21 protein-coding genes are annotated in these 22,105 nt (G+C 62.7%); 8 read left to right on the forward strand and 13 right to left on the reverse strand.

The window, feature by feature from the left end; all coding sequences use genetic code 11:
- Positions 1-143: 143 nt before the first annotated feature.
- Positions 144-2,060: an acetyl-CoA hydrolase/transferase C-terminal domain-containing protein gene (locus tag DU505_RS07255; RefSeq protein WP_245947800.1), complete on the forward strand. Its 1,917-nt coding sequence runs from the start codon at positions 144-146 to the stop codon at positions 2,058-2,060.
- Positions 2,061-2,168: 108 nt separating this feature from the next.
- Here the strand turns inward: DU505_RS07255 and DU505_RS07260 are convergent, their stop codons facing one another.
- Positions 2,169-2,468 (reverse strand): hypothetical protein, encoded by a 300-nt coding sequence (locus DU505_RS07260; protein ID WP_114478335.1) that lies wholly within the window; start codon positions 2,466-2,468, stop codon positions 2,169-2,171.
- A gap of 419 nt (positions 2,469-2,887) precedes the next feature.
- On the opposite strand from DU505_RS07260, the gene DU505_RS07265 reads away from it, so the two are divergent.
- Positions 2,888-3,502 (forward strand): LysE family translocator, encoded by a 615-nt coding sequence (locus DU505_RS07265; RefSeq protein ID WP_114478336.1) that lies wholly within the window; start codon positions 2,888-2,890, stop codon positions 3,500-3,502.
- Positions 3,503-3,539: 37 nt separating this feature from the next.
- On the opposite strand, the gene DU505_RS07270 is transcribed toward DU505_RS07265, so the two are convergent.
- The 7 genes from DU505_RS07270 to DU505_RS07300 all read right to left on the reverse strand — a co-directional run bounded on the left by DU505_RS07270 (position 3,540) and on the right by DU505_RS07300 (position 9,444).
- A complete protein-coding gene (locus DU505_RS07270; protein ID WP_114478337.1) occupies positions 3,540-4,781 on the reverse strand; it encodes an NAD(P)/FAD-dependent oxidoreductase in 1,242 nt (413 codons plus the stop codon).
- Positions 4,782-5,123: 342 nt separating this feature from the next.
- Positions 5,124-6,395: a type II toxin-antitoxin system HipA family toxin gene (locus tag DU505_RS07275; RefSeq protein WP_114478338.1), complete on the reverse strand. Its 1,272-nt coding sequence runs from the start codon at positions 6,393-6,395 to the stop codon at positions 5,124-5,126.
- On the reverse strand, positions 6,385-6,648 hold the full coding sequence (locus tag DU505_RS07280; protein ID WP_114478339.1) for a helix-turn-helix transcriptional regulator: 264 nt from the start codon (positions 6,646-6,648) through the stop codon (positions 6,385-6,387). Before DU505_RS07280 ends, DU505_RS07275 begins: the two co-directional genes overlap by 11 nt.
- 237 nt (positions 6,649-6,885) lie before the next feature.
- The gene (locus DU505_RS07285) at positions 6,886-7,062 is read right to left on the reverse strand and encodes a DUF1289 domain-containing protein (RefSeq protein WP_114478340.1); all 177 of its coding nucleotides are present in this window, start codon (positions 7,060-7,062) and stop codon (positions 6,886-6,888) included.
- On the reverse strand, positions 7,063-7,428 hold the full coding sequence (locus tag DU505_RS07290) for a hypothetical protein (protein WP_114478341.1): 366 nt from the start codon (positions 7,426-7,428) through the stop codon (positions 7,063-7,065).
- A 16-nt stretch (positions 7,429-7,444) separates the two neighbouring features.
- A complete protein-coding gene (locus DU505_RS07295; RefSeq protein ID WP_114478342.1) occupies positions 7,445-8,461 on the reverse strand; it encodes a WD40 repeat domain-containing protein in 1,017 nt (338 codons plus the stop codon).
- Positions 8,458-9,444: a CobW family GTP-binding protein gene (locus DU505_RS07300; RefSeq protein ID WP_114478343.1), complete on the reverse strand. Its 987-nt coding sequence runs from the start codon at positions 9,442-9,444 to the stop codon at positions 8,458-8,460. Before DU505_RS07300 ends, DU505_RS07295 begins: the two co-directional genes overlap by 4 nt.
- A 349-nt stretch (positions 9,445-9,793) precedes the next feature.
- Between DU505_RS07300 and DU505_RS07305 the strand changes: the two genes are divergently transcribed.
- Positions 9,794-10,249: an Sbal_3080 family lipoprotein gene (locus DU505_RS07305; protein ID WP_220250445.1), complete on the forward strand. Its 456-nt coding sequence runs from the start codon at positions 9,794-9,796 to the stop codon at positions 10,247-10,249.
- 308 nt (positions 10,250-10,557) lie between these two features.
- On the opposite strand, the gene DU505_RS07315 is transcribed toward DU505_RS07305, so the two are convergent.
- The 4 genes from DU505_RS07315 to DU505_RS07330 are packed head-to-tail and all read right to left on the reverse strand — an operon-like array spanning position 10,558 to position 16,731.
- On the reverse strand, positions 10,558-11,022 hold the full coding sequence (locus tag DU505_RS07315; protein ID WP_245947801.1) for a helix-turn-helix domain-containing protein: 465 nt from the start codon (positions 11,020-11,022) through the stop codon (positions 10,558-10,560).
- Positions 11,019-14,075 (reverse strand): efflux RND transporter permease subunit, encoded by a 3,057-nt coding sequence (locus tag DU505_RS07320; protein WP_114478345.1) that lies wholly within the window; start codon positions 14,073-14,075, stop codon positions 11,019-11,021. The genes DU505_RS07315 and DU505_RS07320 overlap by 4 nt, the downstream gene beginning before the upstream one ends.
- Positions 14,072-15,181 (reverse strand): efflux RND transporter periplasmic adaptor subunit, encoded by a 1,110-nt coding sequence (locus DU505_RS07325; protein WP_245947802.1) that lies wholly within the window; start codon positions 15,179-15,181, stop codon positions 14,072-14,074. The genes DU505_RS07320 and DU505_RS07325 overlap by 4 nt, the downstream gene beginning before the upstream one ends.
- A gap of 20 nt (positions 15,182-15,201) precedes the next feature.
- Positions 15,202-16,731 (reverse strand): efflux transporter outer membrane subunit, encoded by a 1,530-nt coding sequence (locus DU505_RS07330; protein ID WP_220250447.1) that lies wholly within the window; start codon positions 16,729-16,731, stop codon positions 15,202-15,204.
- Positions 16,732-16,953: 222 nt separating this feature from the next.
- Here DU505_RS07330 and DU505_RS07335 point away from each other — a divergent pair, with 222 nt between their 5' ends.
- The 4 genes from DU505_RS07335 to DU505_RS07350 all read left to right on the forward strand — a co-directional run bounded on the left by DU505_RS07335 (position 16,954) and on the right by DU505_RS07350 (position 20,179).
- On the forward strand, positions 16,954-17,709 hold the full coding sequence (locus DU505_RS07335) for a MipA/OmpV family protein (RefSeq protein WP_245947803.1): 756 nt from the start codon (positions 16,954-16,956) through the stop codon (positions 17,707-17,709).
- A complete protein-coding gene (locus tag DU505_RS07340) occupies positions 17,709-18,395 on the forward strand; it encodes a response regulator transcription factor (RefSeq protein ID WP_114478347.1) in 687 nt (228 codons plus the stop codon). The genes DU505_RS07335 and DU505_RS07340 overlap by 1 nt, the downstream gene beginning before the upstream one ends.
- 153 nt (positions 18,396-18,548) lie before the next feature.
- The gene (locus tag DU505_RS07345) at positions 18,549-19,952 is read left to right on the forward strand and encodes an ATP-binding protein (RefSeq protein ID WP_114478348.1); all 1,404 of its coding nucleotides are present in this window, start codon (positions 18,549-18,551) and stop codon (positions 19,950-19,952) included.
- On the forward strand, positions 19,949-20,179 hold the full coding sequence (locus DU505_RS07350) for a nuclear transport factor 2-like protein (protein ID WP_245947805.1): 231 nt from the start codon (positions 19,949-19,951) through the stop codon (positions 20,177-20,179). Before DU505_RS07345 ends, DU505_RS07350 begins: the two co-directional genes overlap by 4 nt.
- 105 nt (positions 20,180-20,284) lie before the next feature.
- On the opposite strand, the gene DU505_RS07355 is transcribed toward DU505_RS07350, so the two are convergent.
- Positions 20,285-20,491 (reverse strand): cold-shock protein, encoded by a 207-nt coding sequence (locus DU505_RS07355; protein WP_066451504.1) that lies wholly within the window; start codon positions 20,489-20,491, stop codon positions 20,285-20,287.
- Positions 20,492-21,016: 525 nt separating this feature from the next.
- Between DU505_RS07355 and DU505_RS07360 the strand changes: the two genes are divergently transcribed.
- Complete coding sequence (locus DU505_RS07360) at positions 21,017-22,102, forward strand: CobW family GTP-binding protein (RefSeq protein ID WP_114478350.1); 1,086 nt, start codon at positions 21,017-21,019, stop codon at positions 22,100-22,102.
- Positions 22,103-22,105 lie beyond the last annotated feature (3 nt).

Genomic DNA, 22,105 nt, shown 5'->3' on the forward strand with positions numbered 1-22,105 from the left:
GGTGGGCCACTCAGGGAGCCGGATGTTCAACGGGTGTCGCCATTCGACGGCTGTCCCCATATGCTAGCTTGAAGCGTATCGAAGCCAGGGATGGGGTTCAGCCTATGGGCGTGCCGGTGAGTTATCAGGACGCTGAGGCGTGTGTGGATCAGGTCATCGATCGCGTGGGCAAGAACATTGTGTTGGGGCTGCCGCTGGGGCTGGGTAAACCCCTGCGATTTGTGAACGCCCTCTATGCCCGCGCCCAGCGTGATCCGACGATCAAGCTGCATATCGTCACCGCTCTCTCTTTGCTGGCACCGGCGGGCAGCTCCTCCCTGGAGCGCCGTTTCCTGGGGCCTTTTGTCGAGCGCCTGTACGGGGATATCCCCGAGCTGGCCTATGCCAGGGATGCCCAGGCTAACCGCCTGCCGGACAATGTCACTGTGGCCGAGTTCTTTTTCCAGGCCGGCAACCTGAAGAACAACACCGACCAGCAGCGCCACTATATCTGCACCAACTACACCCACGCGCTGCGCGATTTAATGGCCCAGGGCATCAATGTGCTGGCTCAGTTGGTAGCGCCCGATGAGCGGGGCGAAACGGTGAGCCTGAGCTGCAATCCGGACATGACCCTGGATGCGTTGCTTTGGCTGCGCGAGCAACCCTATGCCACCGTTTGCGTCGCGGAAACCAATCGGCACCTGCCGTATCTGGGTAATGACGCGGCTGTGGCGCGCACCGACTTTGATCTGCTGCTGGAAAACCCGGATACCGAGTACCCGCTGTTCAGCGCGCCCCAGACCCCCATCTCGTCGGAAGATCACCTGATCGGCTTTTACGCCAGTTGCTTGCTGAAGGATGCCGGCACGCTGCAAATCGGCATCGGTTCCCTAGGGGCGGCGCTGGTGCACAGCACCCTGCTGCGCCAGCGGGACAATGCCCGCTGGCAGGCGATTTACCAGGATCTGCAGGTGGCCGAGCGGTTTCCGGTAGCCGAGCAGTGGGGCGACACCCAGCCCTTCAGTCAGGGTCTGTATGGCTGCAGCGAGATGATGGTGGATGGCTTTATCTACCTGATGGAAGGCGATGTGCTCAAGCGCCGGGTCTTTGCCGACGCCGACTTCCAGGAAGCGATCAACCGTGGTGAGATCGATTCGGAGAGCAGCGACCACTCCGAGACGGCCAAGGGTGTGGTGATGCACGGCGGCTTTTATGTGGGGCCTCGGCGTTTCTACGACAAGCTGCACGCGCTGTCCGACGCCGAGCGCGCCAGCATCAACATGACCAGCGTCAACTACATCAATGACCTCTACGATCACCGCTTCGGGAATCAGCGGCTCAAGGTGGCCCAGCGCCAGCATGCGCGGTTTATCAATTCCGCCATGCTGTGCACGATCGATGGGGCGGTGGTATCGGATGGCCTGGAAGATGGCCGGGTGATCAGCGGTGTGGGCGGGCAGTACAATTTTGTCGCCATGGCCCACGAGCTGAGCGGGGCTCGCTCGGTCATTACTCTGCGCAGCACCCGCGAGAGCGGCGGCGAAACCCTGTCCAATATTCTGTTCAGCTACGGCCACTGCACCATTCCCCGCCACCTGCGCGATATCGTGATTACCGAATACGGTATCGCCGATTTGCGCGGTCGGTCTGACGAGCAGGTATGCCTGGCGTTGATCGCCATTGCCGATGCGCGTTTCCAGCCTGAGCTGCTGGCGCATGCCAAGTCCGCCGGTAAAGTGGCCGCCGGCTTCGAGATGCCCGCGCACTGGCGGGACAACACCCCGGCGCAATTGGCGCAGCAGTTTGAGCAGATGGGGGGCGAGCAGGTCTTCCCCCGGTTTCCGTTTGGCACCGACTTTACCGACGAGGAGTTGACCCTGGGCAAGGCCCTCAAGCAGCTCAAGGCGCGCACCGCCACCCGGCGCGGCAAGCTGAAGGCCCTGCTCAGCGCTCTGGGTGCGAGCCAAGCCAGCGACGCTGAACGGTCGTTGCTGGCCCGGCTCGAGCTGGACCGGCCCACCGGCTGGAACGAACACCTGGAGCGGCGGCTAGTGCTCCAGGCGCTGCGATCGAGCTAGAGGGTCAGGACCAAGAACAAAAAAACCGCCACTGACGGATAATTCCGTGTGGCGGTTAAACATTGCTTGCCTTACTCGAAGCGATTATCGCGGAGGACTATGCTCCGCTCAGCGCCGCAGCTTACGCACGTTAGACTGGGTCTTGGTGCTGTAGGGCTTCAGCGCTGCCGCTGTGATTTTTGCGGGGTCGGCGCCGCTGGCCATCGCCACTGCCGCTCGCTCGGTCGCTGTGGCGTAAATCGTTCCTTTCTCCATCATCATGCTCATGGCATCGGGGATGGTCATGGTGCCGCTGGCCATCATCATGGTGCGGCGGGCGATCACCTCACCGGAAGAAATCAGCATCTGGTTGTAGGAAGATGCGATCTTCATCCATGCGAACATCATGTTCATCGGGTTATTCGACATTTGTCGGGTACTCCTCGTAATTTAGGTCTTCGATCTGGTGCTTGTTCATGGGGATTGCTCTTGGAGATTGCCCCTGTGGATAGCGGGTATCCACGCTGAGCCTCGCCATGAAGCCATCGGGACTCAGAGTTAGAGACATATTAACCTGACCCGAGACCTGTGTCGGTGCGCTGGCCCACATTCACCACTCGGCCGTTTTCCGACCTTTCATGGTTGCTGGCCTTTCCAGATGATTTGAGCGCATCCGTAGCGAGGCAGATCAGCGCGCTCAATGGATTCGGATAGTGATCAGAATGGGCATGGTGGCGGGGGCGGTGTGCTGATTGAATCTGGCTGACAACGGCAGCGATCCTTTATGATCGTGTTCATGTGCTGAGCGCCACAGTATGCCCCATTGAACGTCATGCGAGGAACACGTTATGCCTCTGGAACTCTGGCTCTCCTTCTGCCTGGCCTCACTATTGATCATCGCGTCCCCCGGCCCCGCCGTGGCTCTGCTGGTCACCACCGGGGTCAACCGTGGGCGACGGGCGGCCCTGGCCATGCTTCCCGGCTTCTTCCTGGGTGACCTGCTGGCCATGATCCTATCGTTCGCCGGGGTCGGCGCACTCCTGATGGCTTCCGCAGAGCTGTTCCAGATATTGAAATGGCTCGGGGCGGCCTATCTGCTGTACCTGGGTATCAAGATGTGGCGCGAGGCCGGCCAGTTGGGCGATCTGCAGCCCACGGGCACGGATATTCGGCTCGGTACGGCCAAGGCGTTTCTCGTCACCGCGCTGAACCCCAAGAGCCTGGCCTTCTTCATGGCCTTCATGCCCCAGTTCGTGGCACCCAGCCAGCCTTTGTTGCCGCAACTGGCCATCCTGTTCTCGACCTTCCTGGCCATCGGCGTGCTCAGCGACCTTGCCTTCACCTTCCTGGCGACCAGCGGCGGCCGGATGCTGAGCGCACGGCTGCGCCGTATCCTGCACCGCACCGGTGCCGGCAGCCTGATCGGGGCGAGTGCCCTGGTCGCCGCCATGCGGCGGCCTTGAGGGTGCCGGGTGCGCCGCTTTCGTAGAGACCTCACATTCAGAAGCGATCGACGCGGAACGGCGTCATATCCACCGCGGGCTCTTCGCCATCCATCATCTGGGCGAGCAGCTCTCCGGTGGCCGGGCCCAGGGTAAAGCCCTGATGGCCGTGGCCGAAGGCGAGCCACAGCCCCGCCTTGTCGGGGGCCGGGCCGATCACCGGCTTCATGTCGGGCAGGCAGGGACGGGCGCCTTTCCAGGGCTGGCCGTCACGACGTTTGCCCAGCGGGAACAGCTTGCGTGCCACCTTCTCGGCGGCGGCCAGTTGCTTGTACTGGGGCGGCGAGTCCAGGTCGGCAAGCTCGGCGCCGGTGGTCAGGCGAATCCCGGCGCGCATCGGCTCGAGCAGGAACCCCTTCTCGGCGTCCATGACCCAGTGGTTGAGCTTGGCTCCCTCTTCGGCGGAGTAGTGCATATGGTAGCCGCGCTTCACGAACAGCGGCACCTTCATGCCCAGCCTCGCCAGCAGCTCGCCGGCCCAGGGCCCCAGGGCCACCACCACCTCATCTGCCTCCAGGGCCCCCTCGCTGGTCTTGACCTGCCAGCCGCCCTCTACCTGGAGCACGTCCTCGACGCTGGCCTGCATCACCTGGCCGCCCTGTTCAGCAAAGCTGCGGGCGTAGGCTTGTACCAGGCCGCCCGGGTCCGAGACCATCCAGGGCTGCGTCCAGTAGATCGCCCCGATCAGCCCCTTGCCCAGATGCGGCTCCTTGGCGTAGAGCGCCTCGGCGTCAAGCACCTCATACTCGACCCCGAAGCGCTCGTGGTTCTCCCTGGCCGTTTCCTGGCGCTCCTCGAACTCCTTGCGGGTGCGGTAAAGCTCCAGCCAGCCGCCCTTGCGCACCAGCGCCTCGGCGCCGGCGGCCTCGATCATCGGCGCGTGGGCATCCTGGCAGCGCATGATCAGCGACGCCCACTCGCGCACGATGCGCTCGTAGCGCTTACCGCTCGAGTTCAGCCAGTAGTTCAGCAGCGGGCCCGCCGCGTTCATCATGCCGGTGGGGCGGTAGCGGATATCCACCTTGCGGTTGGGTAGCACCCGCAGCAGGGTGCCGATATCGCGGGGGAAGGCGTAGGGGCGCACCGCCTCACGCTGGATGATGCCGGCATTGCCGAAGGAGGTCTCGAGCCCCGGCTCGCGGCGGTCCACCAGCGTGACGTCATGACCGCGACGCACCAGATGCCAGGCCACTGATACGCCGACCATGCCGGCACCAAGAACGATGATATTGCGGGCCATGAAGGTCTCCCTGCCGATGTATATAGAAAGCTCCGCCCATGGGGCGGAGCCTGTGATGCCTGGAGTTTAGCAGTACTTCTCATAAAATCGGCAACACGCTGATAATTAAGATGATAGATCTATTATTGAAATAAAAGTCAGAATATTTACTCAAAAAATGGAGGCTATATAGAATTATTTTGCCGCTGGATTGGTGGCGGCGCGCGGACTAGCATCAATGGAGTCAATCCTGCAGAGAAGCGACGGGGAGAGACGGTAATGCTGAAGGCGGTATTGCTCGATATCAGTGGCGCGCTGCGAGGCGAGCCTGGCCGAGCTGGTCGATACGCTGCTGGAAACGCGCTAGCGACGCGCCATCCCAGCTTTCCACCGTTCCGGTAGCTTGTGACAATGACTCAGCAGATGCTGCTGTAGCCTTTCCAATAGCGCTTGTTCGGTGCCGTGGTGGGTCACTGCGCCGAGGGTATCGAGCGTGCTTTCGATGGCGATGGGCATGCGTTCGGCGAGTTCTAGCCCTTGGTGTAGGAAGTAGCGTGGTTGGAAGCGCAGCGAGCGTGCCAGCGCTTCGAGGTGCGAGCGTTCGATGTTGCCGGGGCGATCCTCGTCGGCGATGCGAAACGCGAAGCGGCGCGAGAGCCCGCTATAGAGCGTCGTGCTCATCAGATCGTAGAACGGTGCCAGCCGAGGACCCTCGTTGGTGTAGAGGATGGCGAGGTTCTTGGCGTGGCTGTCGTTGTTGCCGACCAGCAGGTTGAAGAAGAACCAAGCGATCAGCCGCTGCAAGTCCTTGGCCGGGGTCCCGACCTGCTGCAGGAGTTCGCGGCAGCGTGTCAGGCCGGGGCCGCCGTCGCTTTCATATTTGATTGACGAGGGAGTGCCGGCGAGTTGGCAGAAATCGAGTTGGTGCAGGCGCCGTAGTCCGCCCTGTTCATCGGGAACCCGGTCGTAGCGGCGTACCAGGCAGGCGCGTGTCTCGGGCTGGTAGCTGGTCTCGGCGACCTCGAGCCCGAGCTCGGCGGCCAGCCGCATGCAGAAGGTCTCGTTGATGGCGGAGCTCCATACGCCCCTCAGGCCCTGGATGTCCGGCTTGAGGATATGGCTGGAAGGCGCCGATCCTTCCGGTATGGCGGGGCTCCCGTCTTCCAGCACCATCAGGAGTAGCTTGTCCTGAGCGCCGGCCAGCGAGATGCGGGCTTCCTCTCCTTGTTGCGAGAGCAGTGGGCCCCGTTCCCTGTGTTGCAAGTGCTCCGCCAACGCTTCCCAACTGATGGGGCGATAGTGCGGCGGAGCCGGTGACTCGCCCGGTGGCAGCAAGGTGAAGCCGCTGGCCGTGTCCCCACCGATGGCCTTCAGCAGGCCGAAAACGGTCGTGGTGTGGTGGCGAAGTTCCAGATGGTGGCGCAGGTCGCCTTCCGGCAGCAGGTTCTCGAAGTAGGCCAGCACCGCATCGCCAACGTGAGCCTGCTGCGTGAGCGGCAGCGAGGGCGAGAGACTGACCGCTTCAGGATGCTCCAGCCATTCAGGGGCATACTCGAAGCGCAGCGGTTGAGCGTCGTAGAGCCGGCCGACAGGCTTGTCGCCGTGGTAAACCGCCAAGGTGTCGTCACGCGCCATGTCGGCTGCCACCCTTGCGCCGCACGACGACCTCGAGACCCATCAGGTCCAGCACGTCCAATACCTTCTGCAGCTGCAGTGTCGGCTTGCCCCGCTCCAGGTCGACGATGAAACGGTTGCCGGTGCCGGCCAGGCCGGCGAGGTCGATCTGCAAGAGCCCCTGTTCGGCGCGCAGCTGGCGTACCAGCTTGCCGAGGTCTTCGCTGTGGCGAATGGGGGTGGCCAAGGGGGCAAGAGAGTCGTTGGTAGGCATGGGAACCTTCGAGATGATTACCGTTCGGTAATTCTAGGCCCGGCTCTCCTGTTCCACAATGAAATAATTACCGAACGGTAATTCTGGTGGAATTAAAGGTACGATAAGTGGGGGAAATTACCGATCGGTAACTCTGTCCAGCATCAGTAGATTCAGGTATCGTCGTTGGCTTGCCGCGCTAAAACGGTGTTTGGTCTTGGCGCTTCGCCCCGTCGGCGCACCTCCGCTAAGCGTGCATCAGTCGCGCGGGATCTTCTTCAAGCGCTCATCGGCGCGCTTCACCGTTTTCATCTTTTCCGGCCGCTTCATGGCTTTCCAATGGCGTATCTCCTCCACCGTGCGGCCGCAGCCGGTGCACAGGCCTCCCGATAGTTGGCAAATCGAGACACAGGGACTTTCGATCTTCTTGGCCATTCAGTGCCTCATGGTCTTGGTGCGTAGCCGACGCTGCCAGTCGCCGCCGTGTTCCCGCTGGCACGCCTCTTCGCTGTCGAAGTCGAGATGCCTTGAGGCGTCGCCGACATCGACGCCGGCATCAACCAATGCCTCGGCGGTCAGGTCATTGATGCAGCGTCGGGCATCGCCCTTGAGCGCGTTCGCCAGGTTGGGGTGGGTATCGAACACCCAGGTGACCACCAGGCTCTCGGGGAAGCGCTGGTAATCGACCTCGTGGGTCAGCCAGCAAAAGCCGGGCAGTAGGGGCTTGGCCTGCTCACAGGCATGTGTCAGCGAAGCGGCCAATCGCCGCTCCATCTTGCCGCGTTCTTTCTTGGCAATCATTCATTCTCCAAACTGTTCAGCCTGACACGGGAAAAAGCCCCGCGAAGCCCTTGTCGGTGCCAAAGGCCAGCCACGCGCCATTGGGGGACCAGGCCATGGCCGTGATGGCGCCGTCTCCCGGCGGTTTGATGATGACTTCCTGGCCGCTCTGAATGTCAGCCACGGTGACCTGGCCGTCATCGTAACCGATCCCGAGAATGGGGTGGGCTGGATCCCCCGCGACGGCCGTTACCAGTGCGCTCGAGCTGTCACCGGGCGTCTCCGGGGTGCGTCCCTTGGGGCCCTTGCGACCCTTGAACGGCCAGCAGGGGGCGCAGTTCGAACCACTGGTGGCCAGGTAGCGTCCGCCATTGAACCAGGACCATGATTTTACCTTGGTGGCGTAGCCGCTCATGACCAGATCGTCCTTGTCCTCCAGCCGCCAGCCATGAATGCAATCCTCCTGCATGGCCGAGAGCACGAAGCGGGCGTTGGGGCTCCACGTCACCGACAGGTGCGAGCCGGGACATGTCAGGGGCACCGGCGTGGCATCGGCGGAGCGCGCGGAGCATAGGGTGACGCCGCCATAGTGTGCCACCGCGATCCGGTAGCCGTCCGGCGAGAAACAGATACCGCCCACCGTACTGGGAAACTCGCGCACGATCTCGTCGCGGCCCTCGGCGTACAGATGCAGGCGCTTGCCTTCGGAGCAGGCGACTACCCCGTTGGGATGGCTGGCGACATGATCGACCCAGCGCCCCGGGAAGGTGGCGAGATCGTGCAGCGTGCCATCCACGGCGATCCGCACGAAGCGGCCATCGTCGCCCCCGCTCACGAAGCCCTCGCCCGGTGCGGCGGCCATGCTCAGCGACACTCCCTCGTGCACCTCGATGCGTCCGGGCGCCTGCTGGCTCCCGGCGGGCAGCAGGTAGAGGCTGCCGTCGCCAAGGGCAAAGGCGAGGTTGTTCGCTGCGTCGAAGCATGCCGACAGCACATACGCCGACCACTGCCATTGGTGACCCAACTGCTCGAGGATCGGGGCGGGTTGGCTCATGCTTGCTCCCGGGAGGTAGGGGAGGCAACCACACAGGCATCGAAGCCCGCCTGGAGCTTATCGGCATCGAGATCGCGGCCGATGAAAACCAGACGGCTGTGGCGCGCTTCATCGCTCTGCCAGGGCTGGGTGGCCGTGCCGTTTGCCAGCATGTGCACGCTCTGGAAGACGTAGCGCCGCTCCTGGCCCAGCAGGTCGAGAATGCCCTTGCAGCGCAGGATGTTGACGCCGTCGATGCGCAGCACCGCGGCAATCCATTTCTCGAATCGCTCGGGAAGCAGCGGGCGAGTCGCCGTCAGCGAGATGCTCTTCACCTGCTCGTCATGCTCATGGGCGTGCTCCTCGGAGAGGAACTCCGGTTCCAGGGAGATGATCCTCTCCAGGTCGAACGCGCCCAGCCCGATCGCCTGCTCCAGTGGAATGTCGCAATGGTTGGCGGCAATGATCCGCGTATAGGGATTGATCGCGCGGATGCGCCGTTCGAGGGCCTGGCGTTCGTTGTCATCGACAAGGTCGATCTTGTTGAGCACGACGACATCGGCAAAGGCGACCTGCTCGGCGGCTTCCGGACTGTCGTCGAGCCTGGCGGGAAGGTGCTTGGCATCGACGACGGTCACCACGGCGTCCAGCTCCGTCTTGCTGCGCACGTCGTCATCGACGAAGAACGTCTGGGCCACGGGGGCGGGGTCGGCCAGCCCGGTGGTTTCGATGATGACGGCGTCGAAACGGTCGATGCGCTTCATCAGGCCTGAAATGATACGTATCAGGTCACCGCGTACGGTGCAGCAGATACAGCCGTTGTTCATTTCGAAGACTTCTTCGTCGGCCCCCACCACCAGGTCGTTGTCGATGCCCAGCTCGCCGAACTCGTTGACGATGACGGCATAGCGCTTGCCGTGGTCCTCGGAAAGGATGCGATTGAGCAGCGTCGTCTTGCCTGCTCCCAGATAGCCTGTCAGGACGGTGACCGGGACTTTTGCCATGGTGGGCTCCAAAACTTGATCGAAATGGTACGATATAACATAGCATCTAAGGGCGTCGAACTCATGTCGTCGGTTAGAGGCCTCACTTCGAGATTCAGACTGAACGGCGTTTCCGAGTGCGTTTTAGCTGCTCGGATCCGCCGCCCAACGTTCCGGTCGCTTGCGACAGTTGCTCCTCAGCCCTTGATGTGAGCATCCATGCCTGTCGCACCGAATTAAAGCGAAAGACGTCGTTGCCGATAACGCCATGGGCAGGATTTCCTGCCATGAGTACGGTGCTTCAGGTGCGTTTGGGAAATGTCTTTCTGATGACATCGATGAATAGAGAAACGACAATTTTGGAGAAGGGATGAAGATGAAGGCGGTAATTCTATTGGCTGTGGCCTTGCTGGTGTCCGGCTGTACCATTCATCAGAAGGTGGAGCCTGTGCAGATCGACAGTGGCCATCGGCTGTGTATCGTCGAGAACCCTGCGGTGCGTGAGGGCTTTCTGGTGGAATTTTCATCGGCGCTGGATCACAAGAATATCGCCTACGAGATAGTTGATGAATCGGCCGTGGCAGCTTCCTGTGAATGGGTAGCGCGATACACTGCCAACTGGTCATGGGACCTGGCATTGTACATGTCGTATGCCGAAATCAAGATCTATCGCAACGGAAGCCTCGACGGTGAGGCGATTTATGATTCCAGGCGTGGCGGTGGAAATATGAATAAATTCATTGATGCCGAATCCAAGATTCGAGAGCTGGTAGATCAGCTGTTGAACATAAAAATGGCATCAGTATTCAGAAGCAACATCGGCTGAATGTAATACGTGCTTCGGGCCAGTTCCACATCGCCAGCGTAACGTGCTGTGTGAGCGACAGCGCGAGGCTCACGGCTGCAGGATGCCCCTGCCATGGGGGCATACTCGAAGTGCAGCGGTGGCCCGGGTTGCAGCCTGCCAACCCATTGATCGGTGTGTTAAACCTCCAGTGTGCCATCACACCCCATGACGAACGCCACTCTCGCGTCGCACGACTACCTCGAGCCCCAGCAGGTCCAGCACGTCCAATACCTTCTGCAGCAGCTCTTGCTCGGCATGTGGCTGGCGTAACAGCCTTTATCGCCGACTCAAGCACCGGCTCGTGGCGAAACGTCTGTGTCTCGGCCGGCGACCTCGGGAGGTCTCAACACGCGCAGCGCGTCGCGTTTCGGCGGCATCTGGAACAGGTCGCCGTAATCGCGAGTGAACTGCGATACGCTTTCGTAGCCCACCGCGAAGGCTGCATTGCTGGCTGAGGAACCTTCGTCGAGCATCAGGCGGCGCGCTTCGACCAGGCGCAGCCGCTTCTGGTATTGTCCGGGCGTCAGCGAGGTCATGTGCTTGAAGTGCTTGTGAAACGAGGTGAGGCTCATGCCGGCTTCCGCTGCAAGTCGATCCACCGGCACGCGAGACCGGTACTCGGCCCGGAGGATCGCAATGGCGGCGGCGAGGCGGCCCGCATGGCTGTCAGGTTTCGCCAGCGTTCGCAAGGCGCTGCTGTCAGGCCCAGACAGCAGCCTGTAGTGCAGCGACCGCGTGATTACCGGGCTCATGAACGGCGCCACTTCTGGGGGGCCCATTGTGCTCTCCAGTGCGTTACCCATCGCACCCCGTCGTCCAGGCAGCTGTACACCACCGGGATGACGAGTAGGCTCAGGAGCGTCGAGGTGATCAGCCCGCCAATCACGACGAAGGCCATCGGCGAGCGAAAGCTTGGATCGGCGCCCCAGCCGAGCGCAATCGGTGTCATGCCGGCCCCCATGGCGAGGGTGGTCATCACGATCGGCCGGACACGCTTGCGGCAGGCGTCGATGATCGCTTCCCAACGATTCAGGCCGTGGTCTCGGCGCGCGATGATGATGTAGTCCACCAGCAGAATCGAATTCTTCGTGGCAATGCCCATTAGCATGATCAATCCGATCATCGCCGGAAGCGACAAGGATGAACCGGTGACGAACAGCGCCAGGAAGGCGCCTGGGACGGAGAGCATCAGCGCCGAGAGGATTGTGACTGGCTGAATGAAACTCCTGAACAGCAGTACCAGCACCATGTAGATGCACAGGACGCCGGTGAGTATGGCGATCCCGAAACCCGTGGCGACCTCGGCCATATCCTCCGCGGAGCCTGTTGCCGCCTGGTGGATGCCCGGCGGCAGCTGGCGCACGCTGGGCAGCGCCTGAACGATCTGCTCGATCTCTCCCAGGGGCCGCCCTTGCAGCACTATCTCGAAGTTGACGTTGCGCAGGCGGTCGTACCGGGTGATTTCCGCTGGGCCACTGCTCCATTCGAGAGACGCCACGTTTTCGAGCGGTACCATCCCCCTCGCACCGGGCACGGGCAGGCGCCTGAGGGTCGCGATGTCCTGCCGGGCGACATCCGTCAGGCGCACCATTATCGGCACCTGCCGCTCGCTGAGGTTCAACTTCGGCAGGTCCTCGGCATTGTCGCCCAGCGTGGCGATGCGCAGCGTATCGGCGATGGCCAGGGCCGATACACCAAGGTCGGCGGCGCGGGCAAAATCAGGGCGCACGATGAGTTCGGGCCTGACCAGGGTGGCCGTCGAACTCACGGCACCAATGCCAGGAATGGCGCGAAGATCTCCCTCGATCTGCCGGGCATGCTGCTCGAGCACCCGGCTATCCTCCCCGGCCAGTACCAGTTCGTAGGAATCGTCGACTCCCACGCTGCTTCTCACGCCGGGAAGCGTGGCGAGCGCATCGCGCAGCTGCTGCTCGATTGCCTGCAGCTTGATGCCTGCACGGCTGGCGCGATCCGCCAAGCCCACGGTCAGCACCAGGCGGGTCACCTCAGCATCGCCGCCGCTCGAAGCGCCCCCCACGGCGGCGAAAACGCGCGTGACATAGGGATTCTCCTCCAGTCGTGCGCGGGCTTGCTCGGCAAGCAGCGTCGCTTCCGGCAAGGTGCTACCGGGCGGCAAGGTGAGTGTCGCCTGGGTCTGGGAATTGTCGTCGGGCGGTATGAAGGCGCCCGGTAGGGTCGAGGCCAGCCATAGGCCACCGGCAAAGCATGCTGACGCAGCGAGGAGCGTTGCCTTGCGGTGGCGCAGGCACCAGCTGGCCCCGACCAGGTAGTGCGACACCCATGTCGGTTCGCGATGGCCTTGGCTGGGTTCGCGCAGTAGGTAAGCGGCCATCATCGGCGTGAGGAGGCGTGCGGCCACCAGCGAGAACAACACTGCCGCCGAGGCGGTCCAACCGAACTGGACGAAGAAGCGTCCCACCGTGCCACTCATGAAGGCCGTGGGCAGGAAAACGGCAATCAAGGTAAAGGTGGTGGCGACCACCGCCAGGCCAATTTCCGCTGCGGCATCCATCGCGGCCTGGCGTGCTGGCTTGCCCATCAGCAGATGTCTCTTGATATTCTCGATCTCGACGATGGCATCGTCCACGAGTTCCCCGATCACCAGCGATAGCGCCAGCAGCGTCACGAGGTTGAGCGAGAAGTCCATCAGATGCATGATGCCGAAGGTCGGAATGATCGACAGCGGTAGCGTCAGCGCGACAATCAGCGTTGCACGCCAGTCGCGCAGGAAGAAGAATACGACCAGCACGGCAAGCAGCATGCCCTCGAACAGCAGGCGCATGGAGCCTTGGTAGTTCTCCCGTACCGGCTCGACGAAGTCGAAGGCCTGCTGGATCTCGACATGGGGGTGTTGCGCCTGCAAGGCGGCGAGGGCGGACTGCACGCCCTCGGCCACGTCGACCTCGCCGTACCCTCGTGCCCGGGTCATCTCGAAGCCGACGACGGGTCTGCCATCGAAAAACGCCGCTGAGCGCCGTTCGGCCACGGTATCGGTAACGGTGGCGACCTGGTCGAGGCGAATGCGGCGGCCATCGCTGAGGGCCAGTTCCATTGCCGCGAGCTCGGCCGCCGAGGCGACGTTGGCGAGGATGCGCACGGCCTGTTCGGCACCGCCGATGGAGGTGCGCCCACCGGGTGCTTCCAGCTGTGCCTGGCGCAGCTGGCGCGAGATGTCCAGCGCCGTCGTGTTCAGTGCCAGCAGCCGATCCGGGTGCAGTTCCACGCGGGCTTCGCGATCGACGCCGCCGATCCGCTGTACCGAACCCACGCCAGGTACGGTCAGCACGGCCCTGGTGACCCGGTCATCCACGAACCGGGACAGCGCTTCTTCGTCCAGTTGGGACGAGGCCACTGCGTAGAGCAGAAGCGGATCTTCGGAGAACCCCCGATTCTGAATGACCGGGTCACGCAGATCGGCAGGCAGGTCCGAGCGTATGCGAGAGACGGCGTCGCGCACGTCATCGACCGCTTCCTGTATGGTTTTTTCCAGCCGGAACTCGATGCCGATCTCGGCGTGCCCATCGGTCAGCGTGGTGATGATGTGCTTGACGCCGTCCACCGTGGCAATGGCGTTTTCGATCTTGCGGGCGACTTCGTTCTCCATCAGGGCGGGGGCAGCCCCCGGCAGCGAGGCGGAGACAATCACCCGGGGTATGTCCACATCCGGCAAGTCCTGGATAACCATGCTTCTGAAAGACATCAGTCCCAACGAGGTCAACAGCACGAAGAGCAGGGCGACCGGTATGGGGTTTCGAATTGCCCAGGAGGAGGTATTGATCGTCATGGCAGCCGCTCCGCGACCACCTCTACGCGATCGCCGTTGCCGAGGAAGGCGCCGCCCGAAGCGACGACCGGGGTATCGGGCGCAAGCCCGGAGAGAATTTCGATCCGGTCCCCCGTGTGCTGGCCCAAGGCAACTTTCGACTCCGCCACCCGGCCGTCTTCATCGACGCGGTGCACATAGCCGAAGCCATCGCGGAGCTGCACCGCGGATCGCGGCAGGGTAAGGGCCTGGCGTGTGCCCAGCTCGAACTCGCCGCGCGCAAACATGCCCGCCCGGGCGGTTTCGCTTATCGGTAGATCGACATAGACCAGGCCATTGCGGGTGGCGGTATCCACGATCGGCGCGATCGTACGCACGCGACCCTCCAGCTCGCCACCACCCGGCAGGGTGACCCAGGCGTTCTGGCCGGGCTGCAGCCTCTCCAGATCGGAAGCGGCAACCTCGGCCCGCCATTCCAGCCGACCGAGCCGGATCAGGCGAAACAGTTCCTGGCCCGCGGGCAACACTGCGCCGACCGTTGCACTGCGGGCCGAGATCACGCCATCGTCAGGGGCGCGCACCTCAGTCTGAGCCAGGCGAAGCTGCTGCGTGTTCTCGACGGCTCGCGTCGATTCCAGCCTGGCCTGCGCAGTACGCTCGGCCGTGATGTACTGGAAGATCTGCTGTGCCGACATCGCGCCTGTGGCCTGTAGCTCCCGGGCGCGCTGTGCGTTGTCCGCGGCCTCGGCGAGCGCCGCCTCGGCCTCGGCGACGGCGGCGCGGCTCTGCGCGAGTTCGGCGTTCACCGTATCGGACGCGAACGTCGCGAGCACCTGGCCGCGCTGGACGACGTCGCCGACATTGACCTCGACGCTGGCCAGGCGCAGGCCGTTCGCCTCGGTGCCGATGCTGGCTTCCTGCCAGGCCATGATGTCTCCGTTTGCGGATAGCGTGGTGGGCAGCATGGCGGGTCGAGGCGTGGTGACTGCCACGGTCAGTGCGGGTTGCGCGACCGTTATGGTTTCATCCTTCGGGACCCTGCCGGCGTCATACATGATCCAGACGAGCGTCGCGGCTAAGCCCATCGCAACGACCGCGGCGGCCGCGAATGAACGTGATTGACTCATCATCATGTTCCTTGATTCGTTCATTGAGCCGCTGCTTCGCTGCGTGCGGCATGTACTTCGGTTGCGGGCCAGCCACCGCCTAGCGCGCGATACAGGCGGATCCAGGCGGTGATTCGCTCACGCTGCAGTTCGATCACGGTGCTCTGGGCGGCAACCATGCTGCGGCGCGCATCCTCGAGCTCGAACAGGCTGGCGATACCGGCGTGGTAGCTGGCGTCGGTGGTTTCAAAGGAGCGTGTGAATCCATCGGCGGCGCTGGCCGCGTCCTCGCTGCGCTTGGCCGTGCTGTCCAGCATGACCAGCGCGTCCTCGACGTCGCGGATCGCTTCACGCAGTCGCGCGGCATAGACGGTGGTGGCGGCCTGGTAGCGAACGCGTGCCGCTTCCGCATTGGCGCGTCGTGTTCCGCCATCGAACAGCGGTAGCGTTACCGTCACCGGCCCGATACTCCATACGCTGCCATTGGTGCTGATGCCCCCGCTGGCGATGCGCGTCGTGCCGATGTTCCCGGCCAGGGTGATGCGAGGCCAGCGCTGCGCCCGCGCCTGGTCCGAATCGGCACTTGCCGCCTCCACGTCACGCGCTGCCGCGTGAATATCGGGGCGCTGCGCCAGCATCTCGGCCGGCATCGTCGTGACAGCGAGTTCGGCCGGGCGTGGCAGCCGGCCGGTGGCGGAGGCCAGTTCGCGCCGTAGCGCCGCTTCGTTCTGCGCCGCCAGGGCACTCAATGCCTTGACCAGCAGATCGCACTGCGTCTGCTGCTCGATCAGCGTTACGTTGCCTTGCGCCGCGCTGGCATTCGCCAGCTCCGCCTCGGCCGGGGGGCGGAAGCCCTTGTCTGCCACCAGGCGGGTGATCTGCGCCGTCCGTGCCCGCGACTGGGCATCGATCTCGGCCAGCTGGACCAGGATCTCGCAGGCGCGTAGCTCGACGTAGGTCGTGGCAATTTCTGCCGCGACCGAAACCCGTGCGTCATGCCAACCGGCCTGGCTGGATTCGAGCCGCGCCTGCGCGGCGTTGGCAGCGGCACGGCCTGCACCGAAGAGGTCCAGCTCCCAGCCGAGCTGCAAGCCTGCCGACGACTCGGTGGCGACCGGTGCATCCAGGGCCGGCCGCCCCCGGCTTGCGCCGACGCTGGCATCCAGCGAGGGCTTCAGGACGGCGTTTTGTGCCACACGTGCAGCCTGGGCATCGGCGAGGCGCGCGGATGCCTGCGCCACGGTCGGACTGGCCTGCTGCCCGGCATCGATGAGATGCAGCAGCAGGGGGTCGTTGAACTGGGCCCACCATCGGCTCAGGTCCGCCACCTGCCCGCCGTGGGGCAGCGGAGCGTGCCATTGCCCGGCAACGGGCGCCGCGGTGCTGCCGGGCTGGGTTTCGGGTAGAGCCTGGGGCATGATCGACGTGCAGCCGGCGAGCAGTGCGGCGGCTGTAACGACGAGCCAGGTCGCAAGCATCCGCGGCTTGCCGCCGGGCAGCGCCTTCATGCCTGCCATACGTCGCTGGCGGGGCATGAAGGCGACAGGAATGACATCGGTGGATGGGCGCATGTGGTGTCCTCGTCTCTCATGGGACGGGACTATCCGGCAATGTGTCTTTCAGAAGTCTTACCGGGAATTGGGATGAGCCGAGGAACTTTCGGTAAGTTTTCCGTAAGAAGGTGGCTGCGAAAGTGGGCTTCTGTTAACAACACACGAGAACCGCTCATGTCACTAATACCCCCGTTAGTCTCGAGCTACCATACTGTTGTCTCACGCATGGCAGCCGCTTCAATGCTTGCTGTTGGACTCTGTGCCTCGGTGGCGGCCATGGGCCAGGAGCCGACCTCCGAGTCGTCCTCCACCACCTGGGGACTAGGCATTGGGGTAATGAGCGAGCAGGAGCCCTACGCCGGTATCGACCGTGACAACACGCCCATACCGTTGCTTGAGGTGGAGAACCGGTACATTCATCTCTTTGGCCCCCAAATAAGATTCAAGCTGCCGGGTCTCGACATCCGCGACTCTCAACAGCTCAACTTCGGCCTCGTCGGCAAGTACGACGGCAGCGGCTACGAGGAGGACGACGCCCCGATCCTCGATGGTATGGACGAACGCAAGGGCGGCTTCTGGGCGGGCGGCAAGGTGGAGTGGAGCAGCGACCTGGTTGACGTCAGCGCCGAATGGCTTGCCGACGCCTCAGGCAACAGCAACGGGCAGGTCATCAATATCGGCCTGAAGAGGACGTGGCGTGTCGGTAATCATTTTCTGCTCACCCCGCACGTGGGGGCGAGCTGGCAGGACGATAAAACCGTCGATTACTACTTCGGCGTTCGTGACAGCGAGGCGCGTATCGACCGCCCCGTCTATTCAGGGGAGTCCGCTATCAACATCGAGGCGGGGGTTCGAGGCGTCTATATGTTCGACAAGCACCACTCGATGCTGATGGGTGTCGAAGTGACAAGCCTGTCGGATGAGATCAAGGACAGCCCGCTGGTGGATCGCTCCACCACCAATAGCGTGTTCCTTGGCTACATTTACCGCTTCTGATGAGCCGAATACTCCTGGTCGAGGACCACGACCGGCTGGCCCGGCTGATGTGCAAGGGGCTGGAAGCCGCCGGCATCGCCGCCGATGTGGCCGGCCGCATCGACAGCGCATGGGCTGCCATTCAGCAGATGCCCTATGATGCATTGATTCTCGACCGGGGCCTGCCGGATGGGGATGGCCTAGTCCTGCTGCAGAAACTGCGCAAAGCGGGCCTGGGTATGCCTTGCCTGGTGCTGACGGCACGCGATGCGCTGCATGACCGGGTGCAGGGCCTCGAAGCCGGCGCCGACGACTACCTGCCCAAACCCTTCGCCATGGACGAGATGGTGGCGCGTGTCCGGGCACTGCTGCGTCGGCCCGTGGCGTTTCATTCGCTCGATCCCAGCCATGGCGATCTCACCCTGCGCCCCGCAGCCGGCGTGCTGTGCCGCGGTGACGAGAGCGTCACTCTCGCCCCGGCGGAGCTGCACATCATGCAGCTGCTCTTGCACAAGCCCAAAGAGGTCGTGCGCCGCAGCGCGCTGGAAGCGGCGGCCTGGGGGCTGAGCGAGGCGGTGACACCGAATGCCCTGGACGTTGCCCTGCACCGCCTGCGCCGCAAGCTGCTTGCTATCGGTTCGCGACAGCGGATCGTCAACGTCAGGGGGCGGGGCTATGCGCTGCGTGAAGATGTTGCCGCTGAATAGACTGCAACTGAAAGTCCTGCTGGCCGATGCGGCTTTCTGTTAGTTGGCAAGCACCTCCACTCAATGCGAAGAGCCTCCTGGCGCTAACGCATCAGCCGATCTTATGGGATTCCGTCATGTGTATGATCGTCAACAACCTCAGGGGGCTGGGCTATGTGCTTCGTGAAACTGATGCCGCTGAATAGCATCAGCCTGAAGGTGCTGTTGGCCTATGTGGCGGGAATGGTGCTCAGCATCACGCTGCTTGTGATCGTTGCGGTGGTGGTGGTCAAGAGCAATGTACTGGTTCGGATGGATCTGGCTGACGCTGCGGATGAACTGGTGAAAAACATTGAGTTCAACAGCCGTGGCAGACCCACCGGCTTCGACTCGAGCATGGACGATCGCGCTTGGCTATACGAAGGACCACAACGCGAAACGGCCTATCGAATTCTGGATGACGCCGGGAATGTGGCTGCCTTCTCGAGTAGGGGAGAAAACTTCTGGCCGAATGACGGCGACCTCCTTCGACTGGCCCGCGGGAACTTTACCTTCGAGCACGAGGGAAACACCTTCTACGGCGCCACGAAGCCCCTCGAGCATGCCGGGCGAACCTGGTATTTGCAGTTCGTCGCCAGCGAGCGGTTCATGGAGATCCTCCACATAGTTGCCTTGCCGCGTATGGTCGCCGGCGTCATGGTGTTCGGCACTGTCCTATTCATCGCCTTCGGCTTGTGCGCCTATATCACCTTGCGCTACACCCTCAAGCCGCTGCGAGACGTGTCGGAGTCCGCCGCAGCCATCTCGCCGCGCTCCATCGATGCCCGGCTGAAGACGGAGGCGGTGCCAGCGGAGATCGCCCCTCTCGTGGACAGCTTCAATCGAGCCCTGGAGCGTCTCGATCGAGGCTATCGCGTGCAGCAGGAGTTTCTCGGCAATGCGGCTCATGAGTTGAAGACACCATTGGCGTTGATCCGCGCCCAGATTGAGTTGAAAGAGGAGGGCAAAAGCGACCGGGACTCGCTATTGAGCGACGTCGAATACATGACGCGGCAGGTGCAGCAGCTACTTCTCCTGGCCGAAGCCAGCGAGGCGCACAACTACCATTTCTCCAACGTCGGGATGCAGGATGTCGCCCACGAGGCTGCCTCCTACTTGCAGCGCCTGGCGGAATCCGCCGACGTGCACTTGGCGGTGCGTGCTGTCGGCGACGTGAAATGGAGAGCGGACCGCGCGGCCTGCTTCACCTTGCTGAAGAACTTGCTGGAGAACGCCATCCAGCATGCGCCCGCGCAGAGCTCCGTCAGCGTGGAGATCCAGGGCGATACGGTGACCGTGCGGGACAGAGGCCCCGGCGTCGAGGCGGAGCAACTGCCCCTGCTGTTCGAGCGCTTCTGGCGTGCTGAGCATCGGCGAGACCACGGGGCTGGGCTAGGCCTGGCCATCTGCCAGGAGATTGCTATGGCGCACGGCTGGCACCTCACAGCCGAGCAGGCCGAACCGGGGCTACGATTTCGGCTGTCGAATGGCCGCAGTCCAATGAGCGTATCCGCGGTGCAGAGCGCTTTGTACAGATGAATGACGAATACCCTGCGCATGGCCGCTGGCAGTTCACGCTGAATCGAATTGTCGAGGGTGATGATGAGGTGGTGACGGAGGTCGCCATTACCGACGGGGTTCAGGCGGCGACGGCTATCTCATTCTTTAGGGTGGAAAAGGGTAAAATCACCCGGCTGGTCGAATATTGGCCGGAGCCTTATTCGGCGCCGTCGGGTAGGGCGCATCTCGTCGAGGCGATCTTGTAAACATGAGAGTAATGGTTGTTGATTTATGGTTATAACGCAACAAGGCCCGCCGAAGCGGGCCTTGTCATCGAACCCTAAGGTTCGACAAATCGTTTAACCGTTAGGTTATGCGATTTGCTTGATATTTGAAGCCTGAAGGCCTTTCTGGCCCTGGGTCACGTCAAAAGAGACGGAACTGCCTTCCTGCAGGGACTTGAAGCCATCTGCCTGAATTTCGGAGAAGTGGGCAAAAACGTCATCGCCGCCGTCAGTCGGGGTAATGAAGCCGAAGCCTTTGGAGTCGTTGAACCACTTAACTGTGCCAGTCGTCATAATATAAATCCTTTCGCGCTTAGCGCCTTGCAATGTTTCTGGTTTTACCCAGGTTTATAGCGGGTAGAACGAGATAAATTACAGACTGCCGAAAGAATCGAACACTACTGAAACTCTATAACGCTTACTAACCAGCTGCGACTACGGTGTCACGGTTACTGGCTTGGGTCAAAGTCTTTCTGTTTAATTTTCTGCTATTGGCGTGAAGCGCATGTTTTCGTTGAAATTAATAAAATGCTAATTTCGAGTGAAGCGGTACGACAGCCTCGCTCGCCCAGGCGACGCCGGAGCGGCCCGACCCTGTGAGGCCTGGATTAGAGGGCGTCGGCGGCTGGCTGACAGCAGGGCTCACGTTCCTATTTGTGTTATGATATAACATAAGCATGACCTCGGGATGCACCCCTGCTAGCCAAGGAAACGTGAGACACGCCAAGGCGGTGCGAGTGGGATGTTTCGCCAGGGTCTGCAAGAATTCCTTTCACTTCAACGATGTGGCGATAAACATGCCCCGTGACGGTGCTTCGTATGAGCCCTGATGACAACGTCTTGATCCCCGTTACCGTACTCACCGGCTTCCTCGGCAGCGGCAAGACCACGCTGCTCAATCGCCTTGTCCGCCAGTCCGCCATGAAGGATGCGCTGGTGGTGATCAACGAGTTCGGCGATATCGGGTTGGACCACCGACTGGTCGCCGAGAGCGACGAGCATACCGTGGTGGAAATGAGCAGCGGCTGTTTGTGCTGCACCATCCGCGGTGACCTGAGCCGCACCGTTCAGCAGGCCTGCGAGGCGATCGAGGGGGAGGGGGGCAAGCCCTTCTCGCGGGTGATCATCGAAACCACGGGGCTTGCCGACCCGGCCCCCATCCTGCACACCCTGATGACCGACCACTGGCTGGCTCACCGCTTCTCGCTGGATGGCGTGATCTGCCTGGTGGATTCGGCCAGCGGCATCTCGACCCTGAATGCGCATCGCGAATCGCAGCGCCAGGTGGCGGTTGCCGACCGGTTGCTGCTTACCAAGACGGACCTGGTGGATGAGGAACGGCTGTCGCGGCTGGCCAACCATCTGGCGGCGATCAACCCGGCCGCCGAGCAGTTGCAGGTGCGCCACGGTGAGCTGGCGGCCGAGCATGTGGTCGGGAGCGGCTTGCCTGCACAGGGGCAGCGCGCCGAGCGTTGGCTGCAAGCGGCTTCCTATGCCCAGGTTTCCTCCCCCGGCGTAGGTATGGCGCCAACGACTCCCGGCGGCCTGGCATCGATGATGGCGCCTGCATCCGGCCCGGCGCTGACCCGGCACGGCGAACAGATCCGCTCCTTCTGTTTCACCGTCGAGCAGCCCATCGCACCCGAACTCCTCGAAGACTGGCTGGACCTGCTGATGTCGCTGCTGGGCGATAAAATCCTGCGGGTGAAGGCTATCGTGAAGATTGCCGGGCGCGAGCAACCGCTGGCCCTGCATGGCGTGCAGCACATCTTCCACCCGCCGGAGCCGCTGCCGGTCGAGGCCTGCCGCGACGGTGTCTCGCGCTTCGTGTTCATTACCAACGGCGTGGCGCCCGAGGCGGTCACGCAGCTGTTCGACTACTTCCAGCCCGCTCCGGCCACCTGAGCC

This window comes from Billgrantia montanilacus (assembly GCF_003336675.1).
Classification (GTDB): Bacteria; Pseudomonadota; Gammaproteobacteria; order Pseudomonadales; family Halomonadaceae; genus Halomonas; species Halomonas montanilacus.

Excerpts from the sequence above, each read along its gene's own strand:
- DU505_RS07335 (WP_245947803.1), top strand. The coding sequence starts at position 16,954 with ATGCTTGCTGTTGGACTCTGTGCCTCGGTGGCGGCCATGGGCCAGGAG.
- DU505_RS07295 (WP_114478342.1), bottom strand. The coding sequence starts at position 8,461 with ATGAGCCAACCCGCCCCGATCCTCGAGCAGTTGGGTCACCAATGGCAG.
- DU505_RS07270 (WP_114478337.1), bottom strand. The coding sequence starts at position 4,781 with ATGGCCCGCAATATCATCGTTCTTGGTGCCGGCATGGTCGGCGTATCA.
- DU505_RS07330 (WP_220250447.1), bottom strand. The coding sequence starts at position 16,731 with ATGCGCCCATCCACCGATGTCATTCCTGTCGCCTTCATGCCCCGCCAG.
- DU505_RS07285 (WP_114478340.1), bottom strand. The coding sequence starts at position 7,062 with ATGGCCAAGAAGATCGAAAGTCCCTGTGTCTCGATTTGCCAACTATCG.
- DU505_RS07275 (WP_114478338.1), bottom strand. The coding sequence starts at position 6,395 with ATGGCGCGTGACGACACCTTGGCGGTTTACCACGGCGACAAGCCTGTC.
- DU505_RS07280 (WP_114478339.1), bottom strand. The coding sequence starts at position 6,648 with ATGCCTACCAACGACTCTCTTGCCCCCTTGGCCACCCCCATTCGCCAC.
- DU505_RS07345 (WP_114478348.1), top strand. The coding sequence starts at position 18,549 with ATGTGCTTCGTGAAACTGATGCCGCTGAATAGCATCAGCCTGAAGGTG.
- DU505_RS07355 (WP_066451504.1), bottom strand. The coding sequence starts at position 20,491 with ATGACGACTGGCACAGTTAAGTGGTTCAACGACTCCAAAGGCTTCGGC.
- DU505_RS07290 (WP_114478341.1), bottom strand. The coding sequence starts at position 7,428 with ATGATTGCCAAGAAAGAACGCGGCAAGATGGAGCGGCGATTGGCCGCT.
- DU505_RS07315 (WP_245947801.1), bottom strand. The coding sequence starts at position 11,022 with ATGAGCCCGGTAATCACGCGGTCGCTGCACTACAGGCTGCTGTCTGGG.
- DU505_RS07305 (WP_220250445.1), top strand. The coding sequence starts at position 9,794 with ATGAAGATGAAGGCGGTAATTCTATTGGCTGTGGCCTTGCTGGTGTCC.
- DU505_RS07265 (WP_114478336.1), top strand. The coding sequence starts at position 2,888 with ATGCCTCTGGAACTCTGGCTCTCCTTCTGCCTGGCCTCACTATTGATC.
- DU505_RS07340 (WP_114478347.1), top strand. The coding sequence starts at position 17,709 with ATGAGCCGAATACTCCTGGTCGAGGACCACGACCGGCTGGCCCGGCTG.
- DU505_RS07325 (WP_245947802.1), bottom strand. The coding sequence starts at position 15,181 with ATGAGTCAATCACGTTCATTCGCGGCCGCCGCGGTCGTTGCGATGGGC.
- DU505_RS07350 (WP_245947805.1), top strand. The coding sequence starts at position 19,949 with ATGAATGACGAATACCCTGCGCATGGCCGCTGGCAGTTCACGCTGAAT.
- DU505_RS07320 (WP_114478345.1), bottom strand. The coding sequence starts at position 14,075 with ATGACGATCAATACCTCCTCCTGGGCAATTCGAAACCCCATACCGGTC.
- DU505_RS07260 (WP_114478335.1), bottom strand. The coding sequence starts at position 2,468 with ATGTCGAATAACCCGATGAACATGATGTTCGCATGGATGAAGATCGCA.
- DU505_RS07360 (WP_114478350.1), top strand. The coding sequence starts at position 21,017 with ATGAGCCCTGATGACAACGTCTTGATCCCCGTTACCGTACTCACCGGC.
- DU505_RS07300 (WP_114478343.1), bottom strand. The coding sequence starts at position 9,444 with ATGGCAAAAGTCCCGGTCACCGTCCTGACAGGCTATCTGGGAGCAGGC.